Origin of the sequence: Streptomyces sp. NBC_00094 (assembly GCF_026343125.1) — a bacterium.
Classification (GTDB): domain Bacteria; phylum Actinomycetota; class Actinomycetes; order Streptomycetales; family Streptomycetaceae; genus Streptomyces.
Window position 1 is genome coordinate 952,713 of sequence record NZ_JAPEMB010000001.1, and the last position, 26,691, is coordinate 979,403.

Annotated in this window: 13 protein-coding genes; 3 read left to right on the forward strand and 10 right to left on the reverse strand. The window is 71.6% G+C overall.

Annotated elements, in window-relative coordinates:
* Nucleotides 1-99: 99 nt before the first annotated feature.
* Nucleotides 100-4,083, forward strand: coding sequence for a glycosyl hydrolase (locus OG580_RS04005; RefSeq protein WP_267042243.1), 3,984 nt, complete (start codon nt 100-102; stop codon nt 4,081-4,083).
* Nucleotides 4,084-4,156: 73 nt separating this feature from the next.
* On the opposite strand, the gene OG580_RS04010 is transcribed toward OG580_RS04005, so the two are convergent.
* The 6 genes from OG580_RS04010 to OG580_RS04035 form a co-directional block, all read right to left on the reverse strand.
* On the reverse strand, nt 4,157-12,802 hold the full coding sequence (locus OG580_RS04010) for a SpvB/TcaC N-terminal domain-containing protein (RefSeq protein WP_267042244.1): 8,646 nt from the start codon (nt 12,800-12,802) through the stop codon (nt 4,157-4,159).
* 339 nt (nt 12,803-13,141) lie between these two features.
* Nucleotides 13,142-15,199 (reverse strand): phosphocholine-specific phospholipase C, encoded by a 2,058-nt coding sequence (locus tag OG580_RS04015; protein ID WP_267042245.1) that lies wholly within the window; start codon nt 15,197-15,199, stop codon nt 13,142-13,144.
* 357 nt (nt 15,200-15,556) lie between these two features.
* Nucleotides 15,557-16,558 (reverse strand): diphosphomevalonate decarboxylase, encoded by a 1,002-nt coding sequence (gene mvaD, locus OG580_RS04020; RefSeq protein ID WP_267042246.1) that lies wholly within the window; start codon nt 16,556-16,558, stop codon nt 15,557-15,559.
* A complete protein-coding gene (locus OG580_RS04025; protein ID WP_267042247.1) occupies nt 16,555-17,619 on the reverse strand; it encodes a mevalonate kinase in 1,065 nt (354 codons plus the stop codon). Before OG580_RS04025 ends, mvaD begins: the two co-directional genes overlap by 4 nt.
* Nucleotides 17,616-18,917 carry a hydroxymethylglutaryl-CoA reductase gene (locus OG580_RS04030; RefSeq protein ID WP_267042248.1) on the reverse strand — a complete coding sequence of 434 codons (1,302 nt, stop codon included), beginning with the start codon at nt 18,915-18,917 and terminating at the stop codon, nt 17,616-17,618. Before OG580_RS04030 ends, OG580_RS04025 begins: the two co-directional genes overlap by 4 nt.
* A 49-nt stretch (nt 18,918-18,966) precedes the next feature.
* Nucleotides 18,967-20,445 carry a hypothetical protein gene (locus OG580_RS04035; protein WP_267042249.1) on the reverse strand — a complete coding sequence of 493 codons (1,479 nt, stop codon included), beginning with the start codon at nt 20,443-20,445 and terminating at the stop codon, nt 18,967-18,969.
* 398 nt (nt 20,446-20,843) lie between these two features.
* Between OG580_RS04035 and OG580_RS04040 the strand changes: the two genes are divergently transcribed.
* Nucleotides 20,844-22,223 carry a hypothetical protein gene (locus tag OG580_RS04040; RefSeq protein WP_267042250.1) on the forward strand — a complete coding sequence of 460 codons (1,380 nt, stop codon included), beginning with the start codon at nt 20,844-20,846 and terminating at the stop codon, nt 22,221-22,223.
* A 251-nt stretch (nt 22,224-22,474) separates the two neighbouring features.
* On the opposite strand, the gene OG580_RS04045 is transcribed toward OG580_RS04040, so the two are convergent.
* Nucleotides 22,475-23,383, reverse strand: coding sequence for a carbon-nitrogen hydrolase family protein (locus OG580_RS04045; protein ID WP_267042251.1), 909 nt, complete (start codon nt 23,381-23,383; stop codon nt 22,475-22,477).
* A 5-nt stretch (nt 23,384-23,388) separates the two neighbouring features.
* On the reverse strand, nt 23,389-24,930 hold the full coding sequence (locus tag OG580_RS04050; protein WP_267042252.1) for an APC family permease: 1,542 nt from the start codon (nt 24,928-24,930) through the stop codon (nt 23,389-23,391).
* Nucleotides 24,931-25,066: 136 nt separating this feature from the next.
* Here OG580_RS04050 and OG580_RS04055 point away from each other — a divergent pair, with 136 nt between their 5' ends.
* On the forward strand, nt 25,067-25,663 hold the full coding sequence (locus OG580_RS04055) for a TetR/AcrR family transcriptional regulator (protein ID WP_267042253.1): 597 nt from the start codon (nt 25,067-25,069) through the stop codon (nt 25,661-25,663).
* 65 nt (nt 25,664-25,728) lie between these two features.
* Here the strand turns inward: OG580_RS04055 and OG580_RS04060 are convergent, their stop codons facing one another.
* Together OG580_RS04060 and OG580_RS04065 are read right to left on the reverse strand one after the other, a co-directional pair.
* Nucleotides 25,729-26,553, reverse strand: coding sequence for a DsbA family protein (locus OG580_RS04060; protein ID WP_267042254.1), 825 nt, complete (start codon nt 26,551-26,553; stop codon nt 25,729-25,731).
* Nucleotides 26,550-26,687, reverse strand: a complete 138-nt coding sequence (locus OG580_RS04065; RefSeq protein WP_267042255.1) for a hypothetical protein — start codon at nt 26,685-26,687, stop codon at nt 26,550-26,552. Before OG580_RS04065 ends, OG580_RS04060 begins: the two co-directional genes overlap by 4 nt.
* Between the last annotated feature and the right edge of the window lie 4 nt (nt 26,688-26,691).

Genomic DNA, 26,691 nt, shown 5'->3' on the forward strand with positions numbered 1-26,691 from the left:
GGAGTTATGGACGGCTACGGAAGCAACACCGGCCGGTCCGAAGGGGACTCGGCCAACGTTCCTCTCCTTGAGGTCAGCCCGCGAACGTGTCGTCAGGGTATGGCGCTCGAGATCCGCGGCTCGGGCTGGCAGAGCTGGGCGGTCCGGATCACGGTCGACGGGCAGGGGGTACTGGCCGACCGGGTGCTCCAGGGGCTGGCGGTTCCCGATGTACGCGAAGCCGGCGACGATCTCGCGGCCGAGCGGCCCACGGAGTCCGATGTCCGGCAGGCCGTCGGCGAGGCGATCCTGCCCGACGGCAACGGTGCCTTCGTCTGTCGCCTCTCGACCTTCCGCCTGGACCCGGGTGAACACCACATCGCGGCGGCGTACGCACGGCGGGGATCGGACTACGTACAGGACGGGGACGGGACGGCCGCGTCCGTGACGGTGATCGTGCTGCCCCTCTCCGCCGCGGAGCACGGCCGGTCCCCGGAAGGCTCGGAGGAGGGGCCCGACGGTGAGCCTCCGGAGGAGGGAGACGCCCCCCTGGAGCGCGAGCGCTATCTGTGGGAGCGCCGCTTCGGTCACATCGGCCGCATCCCTCCCGGCGCGCGCGAAGCCCAGGTCTCGGGTGTCCGGGCGCTCCGCGAGCGCCGGGACCGACTGGAGGCGGGCATGCGGGCCGCTGCCGGCCGGGAGCCGGACGGAACGATCCGGTCGGCACCGGTTCCGGGCGGGACCAACTGGACGCCGATGGGTCCCGGTCCTGTGCTGGCCTGGAACGCCGCGTGGAGCGGCCGGGCGCTCTCCGTCGCCGTCGACCCCACCGACACGAACACGGTCTACCTCGGTACGGCGAACGGCGGGGTGTGGAAGAGCACGGACCGGGGACTGACGTGGACGCCGAAGTCCGACTACCAGCGCAGTCTGGCCATCGGGGCGCTGGCGATCGATCCCTCCGACCACCTCCACATCGTGGCCGGGACGGGTGAGCAGCAGGCCGCCCACGACACGTACTACGGCGCCGGTCTGATGAGTTCGTCCGACGGCGGTGACACCTGGACCGAACTGGCGGCGGCGTTCTTCGACAGGGCCCCCGTCACACGTGTGGTGTTCGACCCCACGGACAGCACGGGCAAGCGGCTGCTCGTGTCGTCCGGTATCGGTGTCTGCGAAAGCACCGACGGGGGCGTGAACTGGACGCGCCGGAGCCATGTCGGCCTGTTCACCGACATGGTGGTGTTCCGCGCTCCGGGGCCGCCCGGAACCGTGAGGGTCGTCGCCGCCCAGTTCGGCAAAGCCCTCTGGACGAGTACCCGCACCTCCGGGTCCTGGTCCGCATGGACGGCGATCAGCGGTCCGGGACTGCCGGCCCAACTGGAGTTCGAGCGGGTCGCGATGGCCCAGCAGGCGGGGAACCCCGACGTCGCCCTCGCCCTGTTCGCCTTCTACCCCGGCTTCGCAGCACTGGCGAGGACGACGGACGGGGGGAGCACCTGGGCGGCCGTACCGATGCGCCTCAACTCCGCCGCTGGAGCCGGGACATCGGGCAACGCGGGTCACGCCCACTCGGTCACGGTGCCCGCGGCGGACATGACGGCACCGACGGCCGCGCACAGCTACACGACCACCCCCGGCGGGACGACGCCCCACACGCACGTGGTCTCGTTCACGGCCCAGGAGTTCGCCAGGCTGGCCGGTGGCGGACGAGTGGGGCTCACCACGAACAGTGACGCCACGGGCCACACCCACACCGTCGATTTCTCCTTCACCAACCTGAGCTTCTACGCCCTGCACGTGGCGGTGCACCCCACCGACCCGAACGTCCTGTTCGTCGCGGAGCGGAGCCTGTGGCGCTCCGGCACCGGCGGTGGCGTGTTCGATGCCGTCCCCAACGTCCACGCCGACCACCACGCCTTCGTCTTCGATCCGGTCAACCCGGCCGTCTGCTGGGACGCCAACGACGGGGGCATCCAGATCTCCACGGACACCGGCGTGACGTGGACCGACCGCAACCGGGACCTGGCGACGCTCCAGTTCCACTCCATCGCCCAGCACCCCGAGTGGGAGAACGTGCTGATCGGCGGTACACAGGACAACGGCGTGCACCGCTACGCCGGCACACCGGCGTGGACGGTATCGGCGTATGGTGACGGCGGCTTCACCGCCATCGACCCGTCGAAGCCGGTCCGGATGTACCAGGAGTACACCAACGAGACCATCTACCGTTCCGACGACGCCGGCGCCTCCTGGTTCCTGAAGAACTCCGGAATCGGCGGCAGGGTCCCGTTCTACGCGCCGTTCGCGCTCGACCCGACCACCCCCACCACCTGCTATTTCGGCGGGGACCAGCTCTGGCGCAGCGCGAACAGCGCCGACAGCTGGGCAGCCATCAGCTCGGGGCCCGGACCGGCGGTCACCGCCATCGCCGTCCATCCGGGCGACAGCAACACCGTCTACGCCGGGACGGAGAACGGACGGGTCTACCGGTACCGGCGCACCGGGGCGACATGGAACCCCGCGGACGTGACGCGCACGGACCTGACGGGTCCGGCCCTGCCCCTGGTATGCGTGTCCGACATCGCCGTCGACGCCGCGGGAACCGTCTGGGTGACCATCGCCGGCCTGCTGAACGCCTTGGAGCCCGGCGAGTTCAGCTGTGACCACGTCTACCGGCGGGGCACGGCCGACACCGTGTGGACCTCGCGTTCCAACGGACTGGCGCCGGCCAATCCCGTCAACACGATCGTGATCGACCCGACGAACCCCAACCGGCTCTTCTGCGGCGCCGACAGCGGCGTGTTCCGCACCGAGGACGCGGGCCTGAACTGGACGCTGTGGGACCAGGGCCTCCCCAACACGCCCGTGTTCGACCTGGCCCTGCACGCCAAGCGCCGGCTGCTGCGCGCCGCCACGCACGGCAGGAGCGTCTGGGAGCGCCCCGTCGACGTGGCGCAGACCGCGATGGTCGACCTGTACGTGCGCGACACCGTGCTCGACTCCGGCCGGGTCCTTCCCTCCCCCTCGGGTGTCGCGGACCCCTTCGACCCGAGCGCCACGCCCGGCACCATGTGGTGGTGGCAGAGTCCCGACATCGTGGTGGACGCGCCGCAGCCCGACTACCAGACCGCCGGCCCGGTCGGCGACTACGTCGCCCTGGCCCGGCTGGCGCACCGCACGGCACGCCGGACGGCCGTGAACCGCTTCTACGTGCAGGTGCACAACAGGGGCGTACGTGCGGCGACGAACGTCCGGGTGCGGGCCTTCCTGGCCGACGCCTCGGCGAACCTGCCCGCCCTGCCCACGGACTTCTGGTCCAACGGCAAGCCCTTCGCCGCCGATCCCGTCAGCACGGCGTACACGCCTCTGGGCCCGGTCAGGACGATCGCCAGGCTGGAGGCGGCGGAGCCCGGCGTGGTCGAGTGGGACTTCCTCATCCCGTCCACGGCGGCCGCCCACTCGTGCATCCTGGCGGTCGTCACCTGCGACGAGGATCCCATCGCGGCGAGCGAGATCTTCGACGTGACGACGCTGGTCACCACCCGCAAGCACGCCGCGCTGAAGAACCTCCAGGTCGAGGACGCGCTGCCCGGCGGCGTCACACCGTCCCGCGCGTTCGTCATCCTCCTCAACAGCGTCAAGACGACCACCCAGCCCTCCGAGGTGAGGTTCGACTGGGCGAACCTGCCCGAGGGGACGCGGCTGTACATCGCCTTCGAGAAGCTCGGCAACGCCCAGGGGCCGCAGCCCGGCCACGGCGTCGAACTCCTCGACCACGCGGACGAGTTCCTGCCCGACCAGTTCGTCGACCGGCACGGGCGGATCCGCAAGTTCGACTTCGCGCGCTCGTACGTGATGAAGCCCGACGAGCACCGCAAGAACGAGCTGAAGGGCGTGCGCATCGACCCCGAGCTCGGTTCCCGGGGGATGGCCGTCAACGTCCGCCTCCCCGCGGACGCGCCGGACCGGCCCGTCGAGTTCCACGTCCTTCAAGAGGTGCAGAACAGGCTGGTGGGTGGCAGCACCTATGTGGTCCGTCCCACCACGCAGCAGGCCTCGCAAGCCGACGACGGGGAGCCCAGCGGGGAAGACGCGCCGTGACGGGTGCGACGGCGGTCGAAGCCGGGTGCCGCCGCATCGGGTGCGACGGCACCCGATGCGGAGTCACCCCGGTCTACGGGACCAGTGCCCAGCCCGTTCTCGCCATGGCGGCGGCCGCGCCGAAGGAGGCCGGGTCGTCGGCGATTCCGGCGCCGCCGGTGGCGACGTCCTCGGCGAGGGTGCCGACGATGAGCGCGCCGGCGCCGACGATGAGCAAGCCGGCGCCGACGTACTTCGCCGCCGTCTGGAGACGCGAGCGTTGCGGTTGCGGTGCGGTCACGGGCACCGGGACCGTCTGCGGTGCACGCTGCGAAGCGGAGTAGGTGATGACTCCCTTCCCGGGGTGCTTCGTCGACGACTCGACCTGCAGCATCGTGTTGGGCTGGGTTGCCGACGGAGCCTGCATGGGGAGCAGATCGAAGCCGGCCGCGACCCGGCGCATGTCGCCCTGGGCCCTGAGCTGCGCCGTGATGCCGGCGACGTACCACTCCACATCGCCGGCGCCGGAGTCCTCGGCCCGGCCGCCCTTGTTCTTGGCGTCCCAGACGTAGACCGTGGAGTCCGTCCACAGCAGCAGGTCGGCCCGGCCGCCGTTGGCGATCACCCTGTTCCGGGGATCGCCCCCGCCCTTGACCGACTGGAGGTCCATGGACACCTGCCAGGTGCCCCCGGGCCGTGCCGCGCCCATCGCCTGGAGCTGTGCCGCGGCCATCACGATCGCCTGGTCGTGGTGGAGCGTGTACTTCTCCCGCAGGTGCTGGCCCAGGTTGAACGGCTCTCCCGGCTGACGGCCGTCGTCATCGGTGTACCGCAGGGGGTTCTGGTAGGCGTAGCCGTAGAGCTGGAGGTTCGACGGCTGGTGGACGCCCTCGTTCGACCCGCCGTCCAGGTACTCGGTCAGCGCCGGGTCGGTGGACTCCCACATCCCGCCGCGCGGGTCGTAGTAGCGCGCGCCGTGGTAGGTGTAGCCGGTCTCCTGGTCGAGCTCCTTGCCGGTGAAGCCGTACGGATCCTTCTCGCCGGGGCTTTCGTCGACCCAGGTCTCACCGGACGGGAAGTAGTCCAGGTGCTCGGCCAGCCGGCCGGAGCCGTCCGTGCCGAAGTTGGCCGACCCCAGTTGGTCGCCGTGGAAGAAGAACTGGTCCTTCTCGTAGGCGTTGCCCGGCTTCGAGGTCTTGGTGGCGATGCGCGTGCCGCCGGCGTACACGTGCTTGAACTCGGTCTGGTTGCGCGCCGTGTAGAACTGGTTCGGGTAGAGGGTGGTCTGGGCTCCGTCCTTGACCACCCGGTTGCCCTGGTCGTCGTAGGTGAAGCGGACCGACGGCGGCTTGCCGGGCTGGTTGCAGGAGGACGGGTCCTGTGCCTGGTCCTGGTTCTTGGCCGTGTCGTGGACGCAGGCCAGCCGGTTCTCCTCGTCCCAGATCTGCTGGCGGCGTGGCTTGCCGGGCGCGGACGACACGCTGTCGGTCAGGTTGCCGTCGGCGTCGTAGGTGAGGGTCGCCCGGCCGATCACGGACGGGGCGTGCGGGCGAGAGGCCGCGTACGCGTAGCTCTGGCTGTACGTGGTGTTCTTCTGGACCTGCTCGTGACCGTTGCCCACGAGGATTCCGTGGCGCTGGTCCTTGGCGGTGATGTTGCCGATCGTGTCGTACGAGGTGGAGTAGGTGTAGCGGTCGGTCTTGTTCGCCATGAACCGGAAGGAGCCCTCGGCGCCGGTGAGCCGGTTCAGGTTGTCGTACGTGTAGGTCTGCTCCGTGGGGCCGCCCAGCTTGGGGGTTTCCGCCGGGAGTCGGGTCACGTTCTTCTGGCTGGTGAGGTTGCCGTTGGCGTCGTACTCGTAGGCGAGGTTCTGGAACGCGGACCCCGTCGGCAGAGTGGACGTGAGGGTGGCCATGCGGCGGTCCTCGGCACCGTAGGTGAAGGCGGTGCGGGTGCCGTTGCCCAGTTCCAGTGCGGCGCGGTCGCCGAACTTGTCGTACGTGAGCGACCGGACGTAGGTGTAGTCGAAGCCGTTCTTGGTGCCGACGGCGGCGCTGATCTGACCGCCACTGTCGTAGGTGTAGGACAGCCGCTCGCCGTCGGCATAGGTGAGGGACAGCATGCGGTTGAAGCTGTCGTAGCGGTAGCCGGTGGTGAAGGTGCGGACGTGCGGTCCGGGGCCGGGCAGGGTACGGGTCTCCTCGGTGACTTCGCCGAGCGGGCCGTACCGCCGTGTCACCTCGCCGCCCGCGTCCTCGATCCTCGTGACCCGGCCGGCGGCGTCGTGCTCCGCGCCCGGCGCGCCGTAGGTGTAGCGGACGTCGTTGTCGGTGAAGACCGGGTGGCTGATCTCGGTCACGCGGTCGAAGTCGTAGGTGTAGGTGATGGCCTGGTTCTTGGCCGCCAGGTTCGCGGTCTGCTGCCGGATCACGTTGCCGGCCGGGTCGTAGCCGGTGACGTTACGGCCGGCGTCCGGGGAGTCGACGACGGTGCGGCGTCCCAGGTTGTCGTAGGCGGAGGTGGTGATGTTGCCGTGGTCGTCGGTGACCTTGGTGATCTCACCCAGCGGGTCGTAGACGTAGCTGGTCCAGATCGGCGCGTCGCCGGTCTTCGCGCCGGGCTCGCGGACGGCGGTCTGCTTCTCCCGTACGTCGCTGTAGGCGGTGGTCCGGTTGCCCTTGGCGTCGGTGGACACGGTCTCGAACCGCACGGTGCCCGCGCGGTCCTCTCCGAAGCCGTACGCCACCGACGTGGAGTTCCCGTCCGGCAGGGTGGTGCGCAGCGTGCGGTCGAGGACGTCGTAGGTGAGGGTGGTGGGGCGGACGGTGTCGATGGCGGTGTTGAGGACGGTGCCGGCGTCACCCTTCGGTTCGGTGACGGGGTAGTGCTGCTCGACGGTGCGGCCCAGCGCGTCGAAGACGACATGGCCGGAGACCGTCATGACGTCCGCGCCGCCGACGGTCGCGTCCTTCTTCGTCTGGACCACGCGGCCGAGGCCGTCGGTGAAGGTGACGGTGTCGATCGTGTCGTTCTTCACCGTGCCCGCGGCGTCGCGGTCCAGATGGCGGGTCGCCGCGTACGGGACCGGCGCGTCGGGGTGGTACTCGAAGGCGATCGTCGGCCGCCCGGCGTCCAGGTCGTGCGGGCCGGTCACGGCGGTGAGGCGGCCCAGCGCGTCGTACTCCGACAGCGTCCTGCGGCCGTTGATGTCCGCGGACTCGGTCTGCTGGCCGAAGCGCAGGTCGTAGGAGGCGGTGGAGCGATAGCCGAAGCTGTCCACGATCGCCGTGGCCTGCGTGCCGGTCGGCTCGTCGTACTCGTAGGTGCGCTGGTAGCGCTGGCCCCGGTGGTTCTCGGGTGAGGTGATCGACTTGAGGGTGCCGTCGGCGTTGTACACGAGGTCGGTGACGGCTTCGGTGCCGTTCTCCAGGTGCGCGGTGTGCCGCGTCACGTCGCCCGTGGTGCAGTTCACCTCGGCGTCACGCGAGCGCATGAGCGTGCCCCCGCCGCGGACCTCCACCGACTGCCCGACGCCCACGATGTGGGTGTCGGCGCACGCGGTGTAGCTCGTCCTGGTCTCGACGTCGTCAGCGGCACCGGGCTCGCCGTAGTCCACCTTGCGCACCACGTTGCCGAGGTCGTCGTAGCTCATCTCGGTGGACGTGGACTGGCCCGGTGTCGCCCCGCCCTCGCCGTCGTACCAGCGTGCCTCGGTCCGCTCCAGCCGCGGGAAGACCGATCCGGAGAACACCTCCCGCAGCGCGTACGTGTTGAGGGTCTCGGTGAACAGGGCCCCGGAGGCATCGGTGACGGCCTCGCGCGTGAGCAGGCCGCGGGTGGCGTGGCCGCGGGTGTCGAACTCGCGGACCGTGGCGCGGTAGGGCTTGTCGGCCTCGCCCAGCTGGGTGCTGGTGACGGTGCCGTAGCCGAGGAACTCGCGCTCCAGGCGGTCGTACTTCCCGGCCTTGTACGAGAAGGAGAACGCCTGGGTGTCGGGGCCGTCGCCAGGCAGGGCGTCGTGGACCCGCGTGCCGGACAGCAGCCAGCGGGAGCCGGGCTGGTCGTAGGTGTTGCCGTCGCGCGTGTAGGTGAGGTCGATGCGCGAGCCCAGGGGTCGGGTCACGTTCTTGAGGAGGTTGGTGCGGCCGGTGCGGTTGGCGGCGACGACCAGCTCGTCGTCCTTGTCGGAGGCGAGGTGGTCGGCCAGGCCGTCGCCGTCGATGTCGCGGATCATCTGCTCGGCGCGCGAGGCGCCGGTGGACACGTTGACGCCCGGGTTGATGATCAGGCAGCCGACCACGAAGCAGATGGGGACGGTGAAGTAGACGCCGCCGCCGAGCTGGGCGTTGGAGTCGGCGTTGATGCCGTTGAGGCTGCCGTGGAAGGGGACGGGCTCGGCGAAGCCGGTGCCGGTGTTGAGCGCGACCCGCACCGGGTTGCCGGCGAACACCCGGTCGACGCGGCCGTCACCGTTGACGTCGGCCAGCGAGCTCTTCGTCGAGGACGACTGCTGCTGGAAGGAGGCGCCGCCGCCGAAGCCGTAGAAGTCGGTGTTGAAGCCGATGTTGAGGCCCGCGGTGGAGCCGCGGCCCTCGTTGAGCTTGCCGCCGGGCCAGGGTTCGGCCTGGGCGAAGCGGTATCCCAGGTTGAGGGCGACGCGGCCGTCCTCGTACGCCCGGTCCGGCAGGCTGTCGCCGTTGATGTCGAGCAGGTCGTACGAGGCGTCGGCACGGTTGGCGCCGAGGTTGCCGCCGATGCCGAGCGGGGGCATGTCGTTTCCGGCGGAGGAGGTGTCCGCCGTGACCCAGCCGGGCGGGGCGGCCTGGCCGCGGCCGGTGGCGATGGTGCGCGCCGCGCTGCCCGCGCTGGCGTTGCCGCTGCGGGTGTCGGAGGCGCGGACGGCTCCGCCGGGGACGGACCCGCGAGTGGTGCCGAGCACGCCGGTCGGGTCGGTGTACTGCACTCCGCCCGCGCCGACCACGTCCGGGAATCCGTCTCCGTTCATGTCGAGGTAGTCCAGCTCGCCGCGGGCGGTGCCCAGGGCGACGCTGCCGCCCACGCTGCCCACTCCGCCGCCGACCGAGCCGGTCAGGGAGATCTGCGTCGAGTGCGACATGCGGGGCACGGCGTGCGAGGAGGCCAGGGACTCGGCGGTGGGCAGGCCGATGGTCTGGCCACCGAACCGCGAGCTGGAGGTGGCGGAAGCCGCCACCCAGGTGAACTCCCCTGAGCCCCAACGGCCGTGTTCGGTGTCCGGGGCGAACGGCACGACGTCGGGCGGGGTGATCTTCGGGTTGTTCTCGAAGGCCTCGCGGTCCCGGTCCGGGTCGACGTCGGAGGGCAGTCGTTCCCTGATGTTGTCGGCGGTGAGGTCGGTCTGCTTGATCGGCTGTTCGGCGCGGTCCCTGTTGCCGTTGTAGCCGATGTAGGACCAGCCGCGGTACAGGCGGCCGAAGACGTCTTCGGCGGAGGGTGCGTGCAGGGTGGCGGGCACGGCCGGGCCGCCGTCCACCGCCACCGCGGCGCTCTCGATCTTCGCGGCGAGCTCCGGTGACGCCGCGGTGATGTCGACGTACAGGTTCTCGCCCGCGGGGGCCGTCACCTCGACCGACGGCTTGTCACCGACGTCGAAGGCCTTCTTCGCGAGGAGCGCGCCCTGCTTCTTGACCGTGAGCACCAGCCGGCCCGTGGTGCCCGCGGCGGCCGTCACGTCGGCGGTGACGGTGAAGGTGCCACCGGGGGACGTGATCGGCTGCTGGACGCCGGCCGGCCCGGAGGGCACGTACGTGTCGATGTCGTACGGGGGCCGGAACTGCAGCGGCTGGGCGTCGTCGCCGGCCGCCGGGGTCACGCCCTCCGCCTCGGTGTAGCGGGCGAGCGGCGCCCACTGCAGGGCGGTGACGTCGACCGGCGAGTCGGAGAGGATCCGCCAGGACAGCTTCTGGCCCTTGGTGACGCGGATCGTGGTGCCGGCCGGGAAGTCCCCGGTCTCGGCCGCGGCGATGGTCTTCTCCACCACCGGTGTCCCGGCCTGGGTGATCCGGACGGTGACGTCGTCGGTGGTCGCCGCGGTCTTGCGTACGTCACCGGTCAGCTGCAGCGTGCCGTCCACGGGGACCTCGACGCTGCCGGCCCGGCCGGCGAGGGTGAAGTCCTTCGAGGCGGCGTAGGAGTGGAGCGGCAGGCCGTTGGCGTCGGTCGCCTCGAAGCCGGTGTACGTGATCGACGGGTCCCAGGCGACCTTGTCGCCCGCGCCGTCGAAGACGGAGCCGACGCGGAAGTACAGCCGCTCGCCGCGCTTCACCTCGATCGCGTCCACGCCCTGGGGGGCGTACGCGGTGTCGTCGCCGGCCTCGATGCGCCGCGACCACAGTTCGCCGTCCTCGTGCTGCACGGCGACGCGCACGCCGTCCGGGCGGGAGAACTCCGCGCGCTCGTCGGTCTTCTCGAGCGCCACGGTCCCGGTGACGCGGATGGTGCCGTCGTACGGAGCCGTCCACCTGCGCACCGTGTCGACCAGCGGGGACGAGTCGATGCGCCGCTCGCGCTCGGCCGTGTAGTCGGGCAGCAGCCCGCCGGTGTCGACCTGGCCCGCGCCGATCGGCACGGGGGTCTGCGAGGCCGGTCCGTACGTCACCGTGCCGTCCGTGCCGACGCGGCCGAAGCGCACGGACGAGCCGTCGACCAGGTCCACCACGCCGTCGGCGTTGACATCGCTGAAGTAGCGCCGGGTGGTGGAGACGGTGTCGACGTAGTCCAGCTGTGCCGCCACGCCCAGGTAGCCCTCCACACCCACGGTGAGCGAGTTCGCGGACTCGCTGAGGATGCCCGGCAGGTTCCGCAGCTCGGTCGTGGTGTCGGAGAACCTCGGCTCACCGCCCGGCCGCGAGAGGTTCTTGCGGAAGACGAAGCCGCCGCCCTGCTTGAACACCTTGTCCGGCAGGCTGTCGCCGTCGACGTCCAGCAGCGAGAGGAGTCCCTCGTCGCCGGACCTGCTGTAGCCGGCCTTGATGCCGACCGAGCCGTTCTTGGAGGCCTTGGCGCCGTAGCCGACGTACAGGTGGCCGCCGACGCTCTTCGAGGTGTTGCCGTGCAGGGCGCCCGCCTCGCCGGCCCCCGGCTTCACGCTGTTGACGGCGCCGTTGCGGACGTTGTCGTCCGGCGAGGTCCAGTCCACCTTGGCGAAGGCGTCGTACGCGCCCTGCGCGTCGCGGATGTCGTCGAAGTACTCGAACGCGTGCCGGTTGAACTCCTTGCCGTCCGCACCGAGGTGGGCGATCGACGCCAGCAGCGTCTTGTTGAACGCACCCGTGGTGTAGGCGAGTTCGTAGGAGCGGACCGGCTTGTCCTGGAAGCGCACCTCGATCCGGCGGAGCAGGTCGGCCGTCACCCGCTTGAACCCGCCGCGTGCGTCGATCGACACGTCGGGCCGCCGCGCCTCGCCCAGCTCCCGGTCCCGTACGAACGTCACCGTGTAGGGCCCGTCGGTGTCCCCGAGCCCGGTGTACGAGATCCGCTGCACGTACAGGGCGCGGCCGGCGACGGTACCGCCCGCCACACCGGCGTCCTGGACCAGAGCGTGCCGGTAGCGCACCGTGTTGCCGTGCGGGTCGCGCACCTCGCGCAGGGCCCAGGAGAAGACGTTGCCCGCGTCGTCGGCGAGCGTGGCGCCCTCGCCTCCGTACAGGTAGCGCACCCCGGACTTGTCGGTCACCTCCCAGCCGTAGGTCGTCGGTGAGTCACCCGTCCGCACGATCCGCTCGAAGCCGCCCTCGACCCGTGCGTGGAAGACCTTGTCGCCGGTGCTCCGGGGTCCGGGTGTCCCTCGGTGGGCCAGGGGCGTCAGCTGATCGCCGCCCATCAGATAGGTCTCGGTCTCCCGGGCCGCGTCGTAGCGCGGCACACCCCAGCGGGTGTCGACGGAGATGGACGGGACGGACAGGTCCCAGCCCGTGCCCAGCCAGCCCTCGGCGGCCGACGAGGCGTACTCCACCGACAGGGACGGCGCCAGGCCGGCACGTCCGGACGGCAGTTCGATCGGGTACGAAAGCCGGGCGTCGCCCTGGGAGTTGGCGCCCGGAGCCGCCATCTGGTTGACGCCGGTGACCGGGGAGGCGGCCTGGATGTTCTGGATCCGGTTCGGGTCCGAGGAGACCTGATCGGGGCCCTCGGGGGCGGTGACCACCGCGTTCACCATGTCGGTGAAGTGATCCGTACGCGAGACGACGACCTGCGCCTCCTCGTCGACCGCGATCCGCTCGAGCGCCCGCCAGCAGGTGCCCGCCTCGTCGAAGTAGAAGGTCCTGATGTCGCCCGGGGTGTGCCCGGAGCTCTTCAGCGCCTCGGAGTCGTACGGCAGGGAGACGGTGATGCCGGTCTCGAAGGTGTGCGGCGTGGGGGTGAACCGGTAGCCCACCGGCCCCTTGGTGACGTTCTCCATGCCCGCGCCGAGCTCCGGCAGGGCGGCCTGGTCCAGCGGTTCGATTCCGACCTCGGTGGGTTCGGACACCGCCTCGGGCGCGAGCGTCACCTCGGCACCGGCCCGCGCGACGCGCTTGGTCACCCCGGTGTCCGGGTTGACCCACGCCGTCGACGGGCGCGCGGCCGTGTCCTCGGTACGCGCCGCAGCCCCCGGCACGCAGCCGCCGAGCGGCTGCACGACGGCGGCCACGGGCACCACGTCCGGCGAGTTCATCTCACTGGCCGAGACCATCGTCACCGGCAACGCGAGTGCCAGCATGAGCGCCGGCCCCCGGCTGCGAGCCCATGAGACCCGTGGAATTCTCCACGTCCAGCGATGTCTCCGTACCCCACTGGTCATCGTTCTCGCCCCGACCCTTCACACGCCAAAACGGCACACGACACCTGACACACGGCATGAACTGCGACAGCCCGCAGAGCAGCCACATCCTTCCCGCGGCTTCACCACAAAAACAGCAGCAAATCAGCCAGTACGTAAAGGAGTTGTGGATACGGCCATGTCGGTCGTCAGTGAGGTTCGACCGGTCCCCGCGCGGGAAGAACACCTTCCGCCCGCGCGGAGGATCCGGTCGCCGGTTCGGCCTCAGATGAGCCGGGGTCAGTACGTCAGGATGCCCGGGTCCGTGACGCTCGCGGCACCCGTCTCGACGTGTCCGGCCAGGCGGCGGAGGTACTCCGCGGACGACGAGGACGTGATCGTCACGTCGTACCAGCGGTGCGCGGCGGTCAGGTCCAGGGAGCGGGTGACCGTGGCGCCCTTGGGGACCGAGACCGTCTGCGGCCCGCCCGCGTAGACGTCGGCCACGGTGAGCTGGGCGTCGGCCGTGGTCGCGTTGGTGAAGGTGAGGTCGAGGTTGCCCGTGGTGGCGTTGTGGCGGGCGGTGACTTCGGGGACCGCCGTCTTGCCGGGGGAACGGAAGCGGCGCAGGAAGCCGTTGGGGCCGTGAACCGTGAGGTCGGTGAGGCTCTTGGAGTACTTGGTGTTCCAGGTGTCGGCGATCGACTTCCCGGCCTCGGCCGTGTACGTCCAGGGGGCGTCGGTGCGGTTGGCCGAGGTCACGTAGAACTGGGCGCCGGCCGAGGGTCCGCCACTGAAGGTGAGGCGGTAGGTGCCCGCGGTGGTGTCGGCGGCGCCGTCCACGTACGGGGCGTAGCGCAGCGGGCGCGTGGGCTTGGCGCCCGGCTCCTGGCGGGGCATCGCGCCGACGGCCGGGGCGGTGGCGAGGAAGTCGGGGTGGCGGTTCCGGTCCGGCGGGTAGTAGCCGTCGACCGGCGGGAGCGGGGCGGCCTGGGTGTCCGTCCGCGTGAAGTCGAAGGCGGAGGTCAGGTCGCCGCAGACGGCGCGCCGCCAGGGGGAGATCTGGGGCTCGTGCACCCCGAAGCGGCTCTCCATGAAGCGGATGACCGAGGTGTGGTCGAAGGTCTCGGAGCAGGTGTAGCCGCCGGTGGACCAGGGGGAGACGACGATCATCGGGACGCGCGGGCCGAGGCCGTACGGGCCGGCGACGTACCCCGTCTTCCCGGGGAAGTGGTCGAGCGTGGTCGGGGTGGTCGACAGGCCCTGCGCGGAGGAGGCGGGGACGTACGGCGGGACGACGTGGTCGAAGAAGCCGTCGTTCTCGTCGTAGGTGATGAAGAGGGCGGTACGCGCCCACACGTCCGGGTTCGAGGTCAGTGCGTCGAGGACCTGGGCGATGTACCAGGCGCCGTAGTTGGAGGGCCAGTTGGCGTGCTCCGAGAAGGCCTCGGGGGCCGCGATCCAGGAGACCTGGGGCAGCCGCCCCGCCTGCACGTCGGCGCGCAGGTCGGCGAGGTAGGTGTCGCCGTTCTTCACGTTCGTGCCCGTGCGGGCCTTGTCGTAGAGCGGGTTGCCGGGCTGGGCGTTCCGGTAGGTGTTGAAGTAGAGGAGCGAGTTGTCGCCGTAGTTGCCGCGGTAGGCGTCGTTGATCCAGCCCCAGGAGCCGGCGGCGTTCAGCCCGTCGCCGGTGTCCTGGTAGACCTTCCAGGAGACCCCGGCCGCCTCCAGTCGCTCGGGGTACGTCTTCCAGCCGTACCCCGCCTCGGCGTTGTTGAGGACCGGGCCGCCGCCGGTGCCGTCGTTGCCGGTGTGGCCGCTCCAGAGGTAGTAGCGGTTCGGGTCCGTCGAGCCGATGAACGAGCAGTGGTAGGCGTCGCAGATGGTGAAGGCGTCGGCGAGCGCGTAGTGGAAGGGGATGTCCTCACGGTTGAGGTACGCCATCGTGGCCTTGGTCTTGGCCGGGATCCACTGGTCGTACTTGCCCTTGTTGAAGGCCTTCTGCCCACCGGCCCAGTCGTGGTTGAGGCCCTGGAGGAACTCCATGCCGAGCTTGTCGCTCGTCGGCCGGAAGGGCAGGGTGACCTTCGAGCCGTCCGACTGGTTCCAGACCGACTTTCCGCTCGGCAGGGTCACCGGGCGGGGGTCGCCGAAGCCGCGTACGCCCTTCAGCGCCCCGAAGTAGTGGTCGAAGGAACGATTCTCCTGCATCAGCACGACGATGTGCTCGATGTCCTGGATGGTGCCGGTCGATCCCTGCGCCGGTATGGAGGCGGCGCGGGCGATGCTCTCGGAGAGCAGCGTGAACGCGGCGGCGCCGCCGGTCAGCTGGAGGAACCGGCGGCGATTGAGGTCGGTCATGGGGGGATTGCCCTCCGGGGGTGAGTACGGGCGGTGGGGGTACGGGTGCGCCGGCCGGGCCTTCCCGGCAAGCGCCCCAAGGACAGCGCCCGCGGGTCACCGCACGGCGACGGTCCCATGACTGCCCGCGGTACGGCGGGCGAACCCTCCGGAGGTCCCCGGGAGTCCTGAGGCGCACGGGGCGCGGGCTGACCCCCGGGGCACAGCCCGTTCGCCCATGCGCCGACGGGTCCGCGCCCGACGCCGCGGTCACCCTCGCCCCCGGACCCGGACCCGGACCCGGACCCGGTGCTCACCGACCTGGAGCGGCACCGCCGTCACCCGCGACCGGTTCCTCTCGCCGCGGGCCCCGTCCGGTCAGCGGGTGAGGTGCGCGTCCGTGAGGTAGGGGCCGGTTCCGGTCTCGTCGGCGATCGTGGTGAGGACGCCCGGTGTCGCGGTGACGGCGTCCAGGACCTGGTCCCGGTGGGCGGCGGTGGTCAGCAGGTGGACGTTGGGGCCGGCGTCGATCGTGGCGCAGACGTCCAGGCCGTCGGCGCGCAGTTCGCGTGCCAGGGCGAGGAGGGCGACGGTGGCCGGCTGCCAGTAGAAGACGGGCGGACTGGCCGACATCGCGATCAGGTGGAGGTCGACGGCCTCCTGCTCGACGGCTTCGGCGAGTGCGGCGAAGTCCCCTTCCCGTAGCGCGCGTTCGACGGTCGCTGTGCGCGCCGGGAGCGTCTCCAGGCGGCGGGAGAAGTAGGGGCTGGTGACGGCCCGCCGGTGGCCCTCTCGTGAGCTGATCTCCTTGGGCTCGTCGTCGACGACGGCGATCACGTCGCACAGGGGGAACGCGTCGGCGTCGAGGACCGGCGCGGCGGCGCTGTTCGGGTCCTCCGGTGTGCCCGGCCACCGGACGTAGCCGCCGTAGGCGGAGCGTGCGGCCGAGCCCGAGCCGGAGAGCCGTGAGAGGACGGACAGGTCGGCGGGGTCGGGCTGTCGGCCGAGCAGGGTGGTGACGGCGAGGGTGAGCGCGGTGAATCCCGAAGCGGACGAGGCGATGCCGGCGGCGGTGGGGAAGGTGTTGCCGGTGGTGATGCGCAGGGCCGGCCCTTCGTCGCCGCGCAGCCGCAGCAGGTGGCGGCGGATGCCGTCGGCGATCGGCGCCGGGGCGGGCACGGTGCCGCCGTCCGGGGTACGCCACCGGAGTTCGTCCTCTCCCGCCGCGTCCAGCTTCTCGGCGGTGCAGTGGGACACGCACCGGCTCAGCGTCATGGAGAGGGAGGGGTTGGCGGGCAGCACCGCCGTCGGGTCGGTCATGCCCCAGTACTTGATGAGGGCGATGTTGGCCGGTGCCACGGCCGTGACGGGGTTGGTCATAGCTCTTCCCAATGCAGTCCGGCGACGCCCAGCGGCGCGGCCACGGGTGTGAAGGGGGCGAGGCCCGGGGCGGTGGCCGGGCCGTCGTCGGGGCGGACGACGAGCAGGGCGCCCGCCCCCGGGCCGGTGAGTGATCCGGCGCCGCAGATCTTGGCCGCGCCGCCGTGCTCCTCCACGGTCCGGATCGCCGCCGCGACGCCCTCCGGTACGACCCCGAGCCGGGCGAGGAAGCGCGCGCTGTCCCGGATCGCGGCGATGACCTCCGACCGGTCGGGCCGTGGGCGGGCCAGTGCGGCGCTCAGAGAGGTGGTGGCGTGCTCGGACTGGGCCAGCGCCTGGGGTGTCAGGCGGGCGCGGACGGCTGCGACGACCTGGCCGGTGGGTTCGGCGGCCGGTCCCGTGTGATGGAGTGCGAACATGCTCAGCGCGGCCTCGTCGATGGGCAGGCCGACGGCCCCGGCGGTCCGGTGGGTGTCGCGAGGCAGCCACTGCGTACCGCCGCGTTGCACCGTCGCCGTGTCGATGCCGGAGGGGGTGCCGTGTTGCAGTTTCTCGGTGCGGGCGGCCACCGCGGCGACCGACTCCGCGTCGGGCGCCCCGTGGTGGTGCGCCAGCACGGCCGCGCAGGTGGCGACCGCGGTGGCGGCCGAGCTGCCGAAGCCCGCCCCGACCGGGAGGCCGGAGGTCACGGTGAGGCTGATGCCGGAGGGCGCGTGCCGCAGGTGCGGGAGTGTCTCGCCGAGGGTCGCGGCCACGACATGTGCCGGGTCGTCGCCGCGTACGGCCGCGAAGGCGGGACCCCCCGGGTCGGTGGCGAAGGCCGACCAGCGCCGCCGCGCCTCGGCGGTGTAGCGGCTGAGGGTCGGCCAGTCGGTGACACGTCGTACGCCGACGTCGGGCAGCAGCAGCTCGACGGCTCCGTCCCGGCGGGGACGTACGACGGCGGTGCAGTGCAGCCCGATGGCGGCGGCCAGTACCGGGCCGCCCACCACGGCGGCGTGCTCACCGGCGAGGATGAGCTTCCCGGGAGCCCGGGCGCGCACGGCCGCCGCGGTGGTCACGGTGCCACCGGTCGGCCGAGCCGCTGGTGCGCGGAGGCGAGCGCACCGCTCGACAGGGCGGCGAGGAGGTTCAGCTCCCCCGCGAGGACCACGGCGCCGAGGATCTCGGCGAGGCGTAGCGCGCCGTGCCCCTCCGCGGCGCCCGTGTCGGGGCCGGGGCGGATGCCGAGCAGGGCAAGGGCCTCGCGCTGGGTGTCGAGCCCGGTACCGCCGCCGACCGTGGCGAGCGGCACGTCGGGCAGGTAGACGGAGACGTAGACGCCGTCGCCGCGGGGTTCGACGCAGGTGATCCCCTGGCAGGCCTCCGCGACCTGGGCGATGTCCTGGCCGGTGGCGAGGAAGAGCGCCGCGACCATGTTCGCGTAGTGGGCGTTGAAGCCGCCGAGCGTGCCGGCCACGGCCGAGCCCAGCAGGTTCTTGCGGTACTGCACCTCGCACAGGCTCTTCCGGTCGGTGCGGAGGACCCGTGCGAGGACGTCCGCGTCGAGCCGGGCCTCGGCGAAGACGCGCTTGCCGCGGCCCTCCAGGAGGTTCACCGCTGAGGGCTTCTTGTCCGTGCAGTAGTTGCCCGACAGGGCGACGCAGCGGATGCCGGTGGCCGGTTCGATCAGCTCGCGCACGATCCGCTCGCAGGCGATGGTCGCCATGTTCATCCCCATGGCGTCACCGGTGGTGAACCGGAACCGCAGGTAGACGGAGCTTCCGACGGCCTGCGGCCGGACCTCCGCCACGTGCAGACGGCGGCTGCACGTGGCGGCGAGGTCCCGTATCTCCTCAAGGTTCTCCCGGACCCAGGCCATGAGGCGGCGGCTCTCCTCGATGCCGGAGGTCGCGAACACCGGCGCCCTGGTGATCCCGACGTCCTCCACCCGGGCGGTGACCCCGCCCGCTGCTCCCAGGGCCCTGCAGCCGCGCGCCACCGAGGCGATCAGGGCGCCCTCGGTGGTGGCCAGCGGCACGTACACCTCCTCGCCTCGCACCCGCTCCCCGTGGATGAGCAGCGGCCCGGCGACGCCCACAGGCACCTGGACGGCGCCGATGACGTTCTCGCAGCGGGCCCGCGCCAGGGTCATGGTGTAGTCGCCTGTCACCGGAAGCGCCACGCCGTGCTTGCGGGCCAGCGCGGTGCGCCGCACGAGCGCGGTCTCGTCCGCGTTCAGGTCGGCCGGCAGGGCGTGGAGGCCGCGGCCGCCCTGGGCGATCTCGTCGGCTAGGGCGTCGAAGGCGGAGGTCACCGCGGTCGCGGAGGTCACCGCGGTCGCGGAGCTCGCCTCGGTCATGGAGCTCGCCTCGGTCATGGATCGATGCGTGGCGTTCATGGATCGATTCGTCGCGTTCATGGCCGTCTCAGTACTCGTAGGCGTAGTAGTCCACGGCGAGGTCCTGGAAGTCCCGCCCGTACTCGGTGCCGGTCCGATCCACGGTGAACTGCTCCCACGGATGCAGGGCGAGGCCGGGGACCTCCCTCCGGTCGTGCAGTGCCTCGTACTGCTCGCGGTCGAGGTCGACGGGGTTGTCCAGGGCGTGCCGGAAACCGATCCGCGCCGCCGCGGCCTGCCATCCCTCGACGGCGGTGACCGGCAGGGCGAGCGCGGCGTCGCCACTGCCGTAGCCGACCGCCAGCAGGGGCGCGCCGGCGAGCTCGACGCCCCGCAGGGCGGCCTCCTCGATGCCGGCGGCCAGCCAGGCGGGCAGGGAGGCCGAGTAGAGGTTGCCGACCTCGACGAGCGGGTCCGCTCCGGACCCGAGCACACGCTGGGCGAACGCGCGGAAGGCGGGCTGCCCTCGCAGGTGGGAACTGACGGCGGCGGTGGCCGGCCACGGATCGGGTGCCTGCTGCCCGGCGAGGACGTAGCCGAAGAGGTCGGGTTCGACACGCAGCTCCGCCAGGACGTCATCGAGTCCGATGTCGCAGCCCTGGCAGAGCTGTTCCAGTTCCCGGTGGCGCGCCGGGGAGGCGGCCAGCGCGCGGACCCGCAGGAAGGAGAGCGCCTGCTGGGGCAGCTTTCGGTACGGACGGTGAATGAACAGGCCCTGGATGCCGTCGAGTTGGTCGGCCGGCGTTGCCGTGTCGGCGGCCCAGAGCGTCTCGACGGCACTGGTGACCGCATCCAGGTAGGCGGCGGCGGAGTACCGGCCACTGAAGACGGGAAAGTCGCTGAGCCGCTGCGTCCCGGCCGCGTAGCCGTCGACGCGGTGGCGGGCGGCGGGCTTGCGGAAGTCAGGGCCCCGGTAGGCGGATGCTCCGGCCGCCCGGCCGAGGTCGATGGCCAGCAGCGCCGGGGAGCGTTCCACCAGCATCGCCACGGCTCCCGCGCCCTGGGTCTGCTCGCCCGAGCTGCCGCGCTCGTACTCGGCGATGTCGGACGCGACGACGACGGCCTGCCGGCCGTTGCGGTCGAGCGCCGCGAAGCGGGCCGCTCCCTGGAGCGCGTACATCCCGCCCAGGCAGGCGTGCTTGTACTCGGGAACCTCCACGTCCCGGGGCAGGGAGGGCATCCCCCGCCTGCGCAGCTCCCGGTCGATCATCCCGCGCACGGTGACCGCCCCGAGGGCGTTGTCGGTGCTCGACTCGGTACCCAGCGCCAGGAACCCGATGCGACACGGGTCGACGCCGTTGTCCAGGATCAGCCGCAGGACGGCGGTGGCGGCCATGGTGTAGACGTCCTCGTCCGGGCCGGCCATCCGGAAGGCCCGGCCGGTGACGGCGGAGACCTTGTCCCAGTCGTGCGAGGTCCACTCGCACCACTGCCGCAAGTCCACCCGCAACCGGGGCAGGTAGCAGCTCATCGCGCTGATACCCACGGTTTCCTCATGCTCGAACATCGATACGCTCCCCGCTCCGGGCCCTGCGGTGGCCCTCGTGGTCTGCTCCGCATGTCCATTGCAGCAATCCGAGGCCGGGGAGATCGGCGGATTTCCGGTGGCATCGGTTGAAAGATCGCGGATGTTGAGAGGCCCGGCAGCGGTGCGATGCCACAGAGCCCCGACCGCATCAAGGAGGTCGGGAAGGCAGCTTGTTGAACCGTTGAAAGCTCTTGTCGCCTTATGTCCTGAATTATGAATATGTGTTGCTATTATCGACGCCCTGGAAGGTGTGTAGGACATATTCATGGGGCAGATTCCCGGCGCCGACCCGGCAGAGGAGCCGGGTCGGCCATCGCGCGGACCGAGGCCCCACCGCGCGAGAGCCCCCTCGGAGCACACGGAGCCAGGAGCACCCGATGGCAAGAAGCCGCAGACCGAACCTCGCGTTGCGCCGCACGATGGGCCAGGCCGGCTGGAACGGCCCCGCGCTCGCCACGGCCCTGCGCGAGATCGCGCGCGAGAGCGGACTGAGCGTCAGCTACGACCGGACCACCGTGGCTCACTGGCTGGCGGGGACTCAGCCCCGGCCGCCGGGGCCGCAGCTCCTGGAAGCGGCGTTCTCACGCCGGCTCGGCCGCGCCGTACTCCCGCACGAGATCGGCCTCCCGGCCGGCGGCCGGGCGGACGCCGAAGACCGGGACCCCCTGGAGAACGGCTCCCCGCTCGACGCCCTCGCTCTCCTGCATGACGAGATCCTGCGGTCCGAGAAGGGCGCAGAAACGATTCAGCACCGGATGTACGCGCTCGGCTGGCTGCCGGACCGCCGCAACCGGCCGGCCCCCACCGCGCCGGGCTCCGACGCCTCGCCCACCGTGCCACCCGCACCCGTCACCGGCCGGGGCGCCGGCAGAGCCACCCCCGGCCGCACCGAGCGGGTCGGATCACGGCACATCGAGGCGGTCAACGCGCTCAGCCGGTACGCGGCCCAGCACTACGACGCCTTCGGCGGAGCGGCGGCCCGCAGCCTGCTCACCGCCTGCCTGCGCGACCAGATCATGCCCTGGCTCCGGCAGCCCTCGACGAACGGCCATCACCGGGCCCTGCTCTCCGCGACCTCCCAACTCCTCCGCCTGCTCGGCCGCACCCACACCGACGACAACGCCCACGGCCACGCCCAGCGCCACTACCGGCTCGCCTACCTGCTGGCCGCCGAGGCGTCCGATCCGATAGCCCAGGCGATGGGGCTGCGCGACCAGAGCACCCAAGCCGGCGCCCTCGGACACCACCGCTACGCCGCGCAGCTCTCCGAGGCCGCGACGCTCTGCCTCCCGGCCTCCGCCGGCCCCGCGGTCAGGGCCTTCGCCCTCGCCCAGCAGGCGGTCTCCACCGCCCGGCTGAACCACGCGGCCAAAGCGCGGCGTGAACTGGACGAGGCCCAGGAACAGTTCATCCTGGCGGCGACCGAAGGCGGGCCCGACCGCTACCCCGAACCGGCGCTCCTCTACCAGAGCGCCCAGGTGCACCGGGTCCTCGGCGCACCCGAGCTGGCCCTCTCGCACCTGCGGGCATCGCTCCGCGCCCGGCCCGTGACGGAGCACCGCACGATCGGCGTCAGCCTGCTCCAGCTCGCCCAACTCGAGCTCGACAGCGGCAACATCCACGCCGCCCGCCTCGCCTACGAGAAGTACCTGGACCGGCACCACACGAACGGGTCGCCGGCCACGGCCGTCGAGCTGGCGAGGCTGCGCGGCCGGCTCTCCCGGCTGGGGCGCACCCCCGTGGCCAGGGCCCGGTGACTCCGGCAAACGGGTGACGGTCACCAGGGCCGTGCGTATGAGGCGCCCCCGGAAGGCACCACTAGTCCTATGAATGATCCGTCCGTGTATCAGTTCGCCAGTCGTCCGCCGTACGGGGTCCCCACGGCCCCGTACTCCACCGTGGCACCGCACGCGGTGGCGGCCCTCCCGCTCCTCGCCGGACGGTCGTCCTGCGCCATACCCGTATCGCACGCCGACCACGACCGGCCCCCGACACCCCCGCCCGGGAGTCACCGCTGATATCGAACGGCGGCCCGCTCGCCCTCCTCCGTCTCCTTGAGCCAGGCGGGCGTGCGGAACGTCCCTCCGTACATGGGGAGGTCGATGGTCGATCCGTACCGGGCGAGCTGGCTCCAGGGGCGGTTGATGCCCGCCGAGCCGTACCGGCGTACGCGGGTGACCGTGTCGAGGTCCAGGACGTCGACCAGGACCTCCTCCCCCGGGCCGGCCTGCTGGCGGACGGTGCCCTCCGGGTCGACGATCAGGCTTCCGCCCACGCCCGCCGGGTCGGAGGCGTTGACGTTGACGACGTACAGCTGGTTGGTCCAGGCGTTGGCCCGGGCGCAGACGATCTCCATCTCGCGGTCGCGGGTGGTGGTCAGGGTGGGCTGGATGACGATCTCGGCGCCGAGCCAGGCCAGTTGGCGCATGGTTTCGGGGAAGGAGCCGTCGTAGCAGATGGCCAGGCCCACGCGGCCCACCCCGGGCATGTCGAAGACGGTGAACGAGTCGCCGGGCTCGGCCCGTTCGTACGGCTGCCAGGGGAAGACCTTGCGGTAGCGCGCGGCGATCTCGCCCTCCGGGGAGATCGCCAGGGCCGTGTTGTGGATCGTGCTGTCGTCCGTGCGCTCGAAGACGCTGCCGGGCACCAGCCACAGGCCGGTCTCCACGGCCAGCTCGCAGAGCCGGTCGGTGAGCGGTCCGGGGACGGTGACGGCGGACCGCTCCATCCAGTCCTCGGGTGCCGCGGCGAGCAGGGGTCCCTCCGCGGCGAGCTGCAGTTCCGGTACGACGACGAGCTGGACGTGCGGGAAGAGCTCGCGGACGGTCCGGACCTGCTGGGCGAACCGGGACCAGGTGGCGTCGAGGTCGAACGGAACGGGTGCGGTCTGCAGCGCGGCGATGGCCAGGGTACGCATCGGTATCAGCTTTCGTTCCGGGGGGATTCGGTGGGGGTCGGCGGAGCGACGGAGGTTCTGCCCTCGCGGAAGAAGCGGGGGTGGCGGGCGCGGATCAGGACGACCACCGGCAGCCCCAGGACCATCGCTCCTACGCCCAGGAGGAAGACGCCGCCGACGCCGTGGAAGGAGGTGCTGCCGTAGGCGGCGTCGACCATGTCGTACGCGCTCCGCGCCAGGGCCGCGAGCATCATCAGGCCGCCGAGCAGCGGCAGTACGCCCTTGAACAGCAGGTCGCGCGCGGAGCCGTTCAGCCGGTGCCGGAAGTGCCAGACGCAGGCGAACGCGGTGGCGCCGTAGTAGCAGGCGATCAGCAGTCCGATGGAGAGGATCGCGTCGCCCAGGAAGCGCGGCGAGGCGAGCTTCAGGACCACCAGCGCCACGGCGGTGGCGGCGCCGAAGAAGACCGTGCCGACAGCGGGTGTGCGGTACCGGGGGTGGACGCGGCCGAAGGCCTTCGGCAGTGCTCCGTGGGCCGTCATCGACAGGAAGCCGCGGGGGCTGCCGACCAGGCAGGTGAGCATCGCGGACAGGGCGCTGACACAGACGGCGAGCTGCACTCCGGTGGCCATGGCGCCGCCGAGGAGGGGCGGCGCGAGGGCCGCCAGGACATCCGTGGCATTGTCGGGGTTGCCGAGGCCGATCCCGGTGGTGCCGGTTCCCGCGTAGCCGACGGCGGCGAACGCGGTGAAGAGATACGTGCCCAGCAGGACGAAGGTGGAGATCAGCACGGCCCTGCCGGGCACGCGGTCCGCGTCACTGGTCTCCTCGTTCACGGTGATCAGCGCGTCCCAGCCCCAGTAGATGAAGAGGCACAGCAGTACCGCCTCGGCGAACGGGCCGGCCCCGTCGAACGCGAAGGGGTTGAGCCAGGACAGCGAGGGCGCTGCGGCGCCGGGGCGGGCGAAGGCCGCGATGCCCAGTCCGAACAGGGCCACGAGCTGCAGCGCCAGGAGCACGTACTGGACTCCGGTGGCGATCTGCAGGCCGCGGCGGGCCAGGACCGTCGCCCCGCCGAGCAGGACGAGGGCGGTGACCGTCACGGCGGTGTCGTTGCCGGCCAGGGTGTCCAGGCCGAGGGCGGCGAGCAGGTACGTGGCGCCGACCTGGGCCAGCGCCGTCATCGCGAAGAGGGTGGCCATGGTGGGCACCCAGCTGCCGACGAGCCAGCCGACCCAGGGCCCGAAGGCCCGGGTGTTCCACACGAAGGTGGTGCCGCAGTCCGGCATGTCGCGGTTGAGCTCACGGAAGGCGAACGCGGTGAGCAGGATCGGTACGAAGCCGATGAGCAGCGCGGCGGGGGCCAGGTGCCCGACCGTCATCGTGACCAGGCCGAGCGTGACGGCGAGGGAGTAGGCCGGGGCGGTGGAGGAGAGCCCGAGTGCGACGGCGCCGAGCAGGCCCACGCTGCCGCTGCGCAGGCCCTTGCCGGGCGGGGCGGATGTGCCGGTTCTCGGACCGGGGTCGGTGGTGCCGGTCGTGCCGGCGTCGTGCGGGTCGAGCGTCACGGCGGAGACTCCTCACGGGGGACGCGTTTGTTAAACCGAGATTTAAGAAGAGCGATCCATCCCCGTCAAGAGCTGGATCGTTGTCGTTAAATCCAAACGCGGATACGATCGCCGCGACACGAGAGAAGGGCGGGACATGGCAGCAGGGAAGCAACGCAGGGAAGCCCGCCGGGCGGAGCTCAACGCGGCCGTGCACCGGGCGCTCCTGGCGCGCGGTCTGGACGGCCTGCGGCTGCGGGACGTCGCCGACGAGGCGGGAGTGACCCCCGCGGCGGTGCTCTACTACGGCGATCTGGACACGCTCGTCTACGAGACGTACCAGCAGGCCATCGAGCGGTACAGCCAGGAGCGGGAGCGGGCCGCCGACCGTTTCACGGACGCCAGGGAGCAGCTCCGCGCCTGCATCGACCTCGGCCCGGCCACCGGCCCGGACGACGCGCTGACGCGCCTGCTGTACGAGTACTGGCCGCGCTGCCTGCGCGATGCCAAGGCGGCCGCCCTGGACAGCGCGCTGACCGAGCGGCAGATCTCCGTCTACTACGGGGTCCTGGTGCTGGGCCAGGGGCAGGGCCACTTCACGCTCACCGACCCGCCCCGGCTCCTCGCGGCCAACTTCGTCGCCATGGAGGACGGCTACCAGATGGAGATCCTGGCGGGCCGGCGTACGCGTACGGAGGTCGTCACGGCCCTGCGGTCGTACGCGCGCGCGGTGACCGGCCACGACCTGGGCTGATCCGGGACGAAACGGGTGTCGGCGCCCCGCGGTCGCGGGACGCCGACACCGGCGGTGCTCACCGGCTACAGCAGCGCGGCCGCCTGGGTCAGCAGCTTCTCGTAGACCTCCGGGCGATCCTCGTCGATGACGGGGTAACCGACGCCGAAGTCGCCGTTGACCCAGCGCGCCCGAATGCCCGGGTTCGCGCTGTCCGTGCCGTCGTACAGGAAGACGTGCGGACTGCAGTCGACCCGGCCGTCCTGCGCCGACGCGTACTGGGCCATGATCGCCGGGCGGGCGGTGCCGCCGTCGAACGCCTCGGCGAGGGCCGCCACGTCGACCGCGCCCGTCTCCTCGGCCACGTCGAGGATCACATGGCGCTGGGAGACGCACCGGCCCTGGGCCCAGAAGGCACGGCGCAGGGCCCGGTCGAGCTGTTCACTGGCGTGCCAGCTCTGCGCCTTCGCTGCGTGGACCGCCTCCAGGGCAGGCAGCGTGGTCACCGGGTAGGTCCAGTCCGGCCCCTGCCACAGCCGCCAGCCGGCCTCCGGCTCCAGCGCGCCGAGGACCGAGATCTCCGAGTCCACCCCGGGGCGGGCGTTGACCTCACGGTTGAACAGCTCCAGCGGGAACGCCCGCAGGTCGAACCAGACGCGCCCTTCGAGGCCGAGACGCCGCCGGGTCTCGTGCAGCCGGTGCACGGCGACATGCGCGAAGGAGCAGTTGAGGTCGGTGTAGACGGCGATCGTGTCGGGGGCGGCGGGGAGCCGGGGGTCGGTCCACCCGTTCGCTTCCGAGGTCGCGACGGCGGTCGCGTCCGTCGCGCTGTCGGTCGTCCTGCAGGCGGTCCTGTCTGTAGTCCCGTCGGTGGTCCTGTCGGTGGCCTTGTCGGTGGTCCCGTCGGTCATGGTGCCTCCTCGACACGGATCAGTCCCCACCAGCCCTCACTGACACCCCAGTGGAGGTTGCCGGTGCGGTACACATGGTCGCCCGGGTGCTGCGCACGGAAGCGCACCGTCCGGGTGCTCCCCGTGCTGTTCATGTTC

Bases quoted from the DNA above. Each gene is read 5' to 3' on its own strand.
- OG580_RS04005 (WP_267042243.1), top strand. From the start codon at position 100: ATGGCGCTCGAGATCCGCGGCTCGGGCTGGCAGAGCTGGGCGGTCCGG.
- OG580_RS04010 (WP_267042244.1), bottom strand. From the start codon at position 12,802: ATGCTGGCACTCGCGTTGCCGGTGACGATGGTCTCGGCCAGTGAGATG.
- OG580_RS04015 (WP_267042245.1), bottom strand. From the start codon at position 15,199: ATGACCGACCTCAATCGCCGCCGGTTCCTCCAGCTGACCGGCGGCGCC.
- mvaD (WP_267042246.1), bottom strand. From the start codon at position 16,558: ATGACCAACCCCGTCACGGCCGTGGCACCGGCCAACATCGCCCTCATC.
- OG580_RS04030 (WP_267042248.1), bottom strand. From the start codon at position 18,917: ATGACCGAGGCGAGCTCCATGACCGAGGCGAGCTCCGCGACCGCGGTG.
- OG580_RS04035 (WP_267042249.1), bottom strand. From the start codon at position 20,445: ATGTTCGAGCATGAGGAAACCGTGGGTATCAGCGCGATGAGCTGCTAC.
- OG580_RS04040 (WP_267042250.1), top strand. From the start codon at position 20,844: ATGGCAAGAAGCCGCAGACCGAACCTCGCGTTGCGCCGCACGATGGGC.
- OG580_RS04045 (WP_267042251.1), bottom strand. From the start codon at position 23,383: ATGCGTACCCTGGCCATCGCCGCGCTGCAGACCGCACCCGTTCCGTTC.
- OG580_RS04055 (WP_267042253.1), top strand. From the start codon at position 25,067: ATGGCAGCAGGGAAGCAACGCAGGGAAGCCCGCCGGGCGGAGCTCAAC.
- OG580_RS04060 (WP_267042254.1), bottom strand. From the start codon at position 26,553: ATGACCGACGGGACCACCGACAAGGCCACCGACAGGACCACCGACGGG.
- OG580_RS04065 (WP_267042255.1), bottom strand. From the start codon at position 26,687: ATGAACAGCACGGGGAGCACCCGGACGGTGCGCTTCCGTGCGCAGCAC.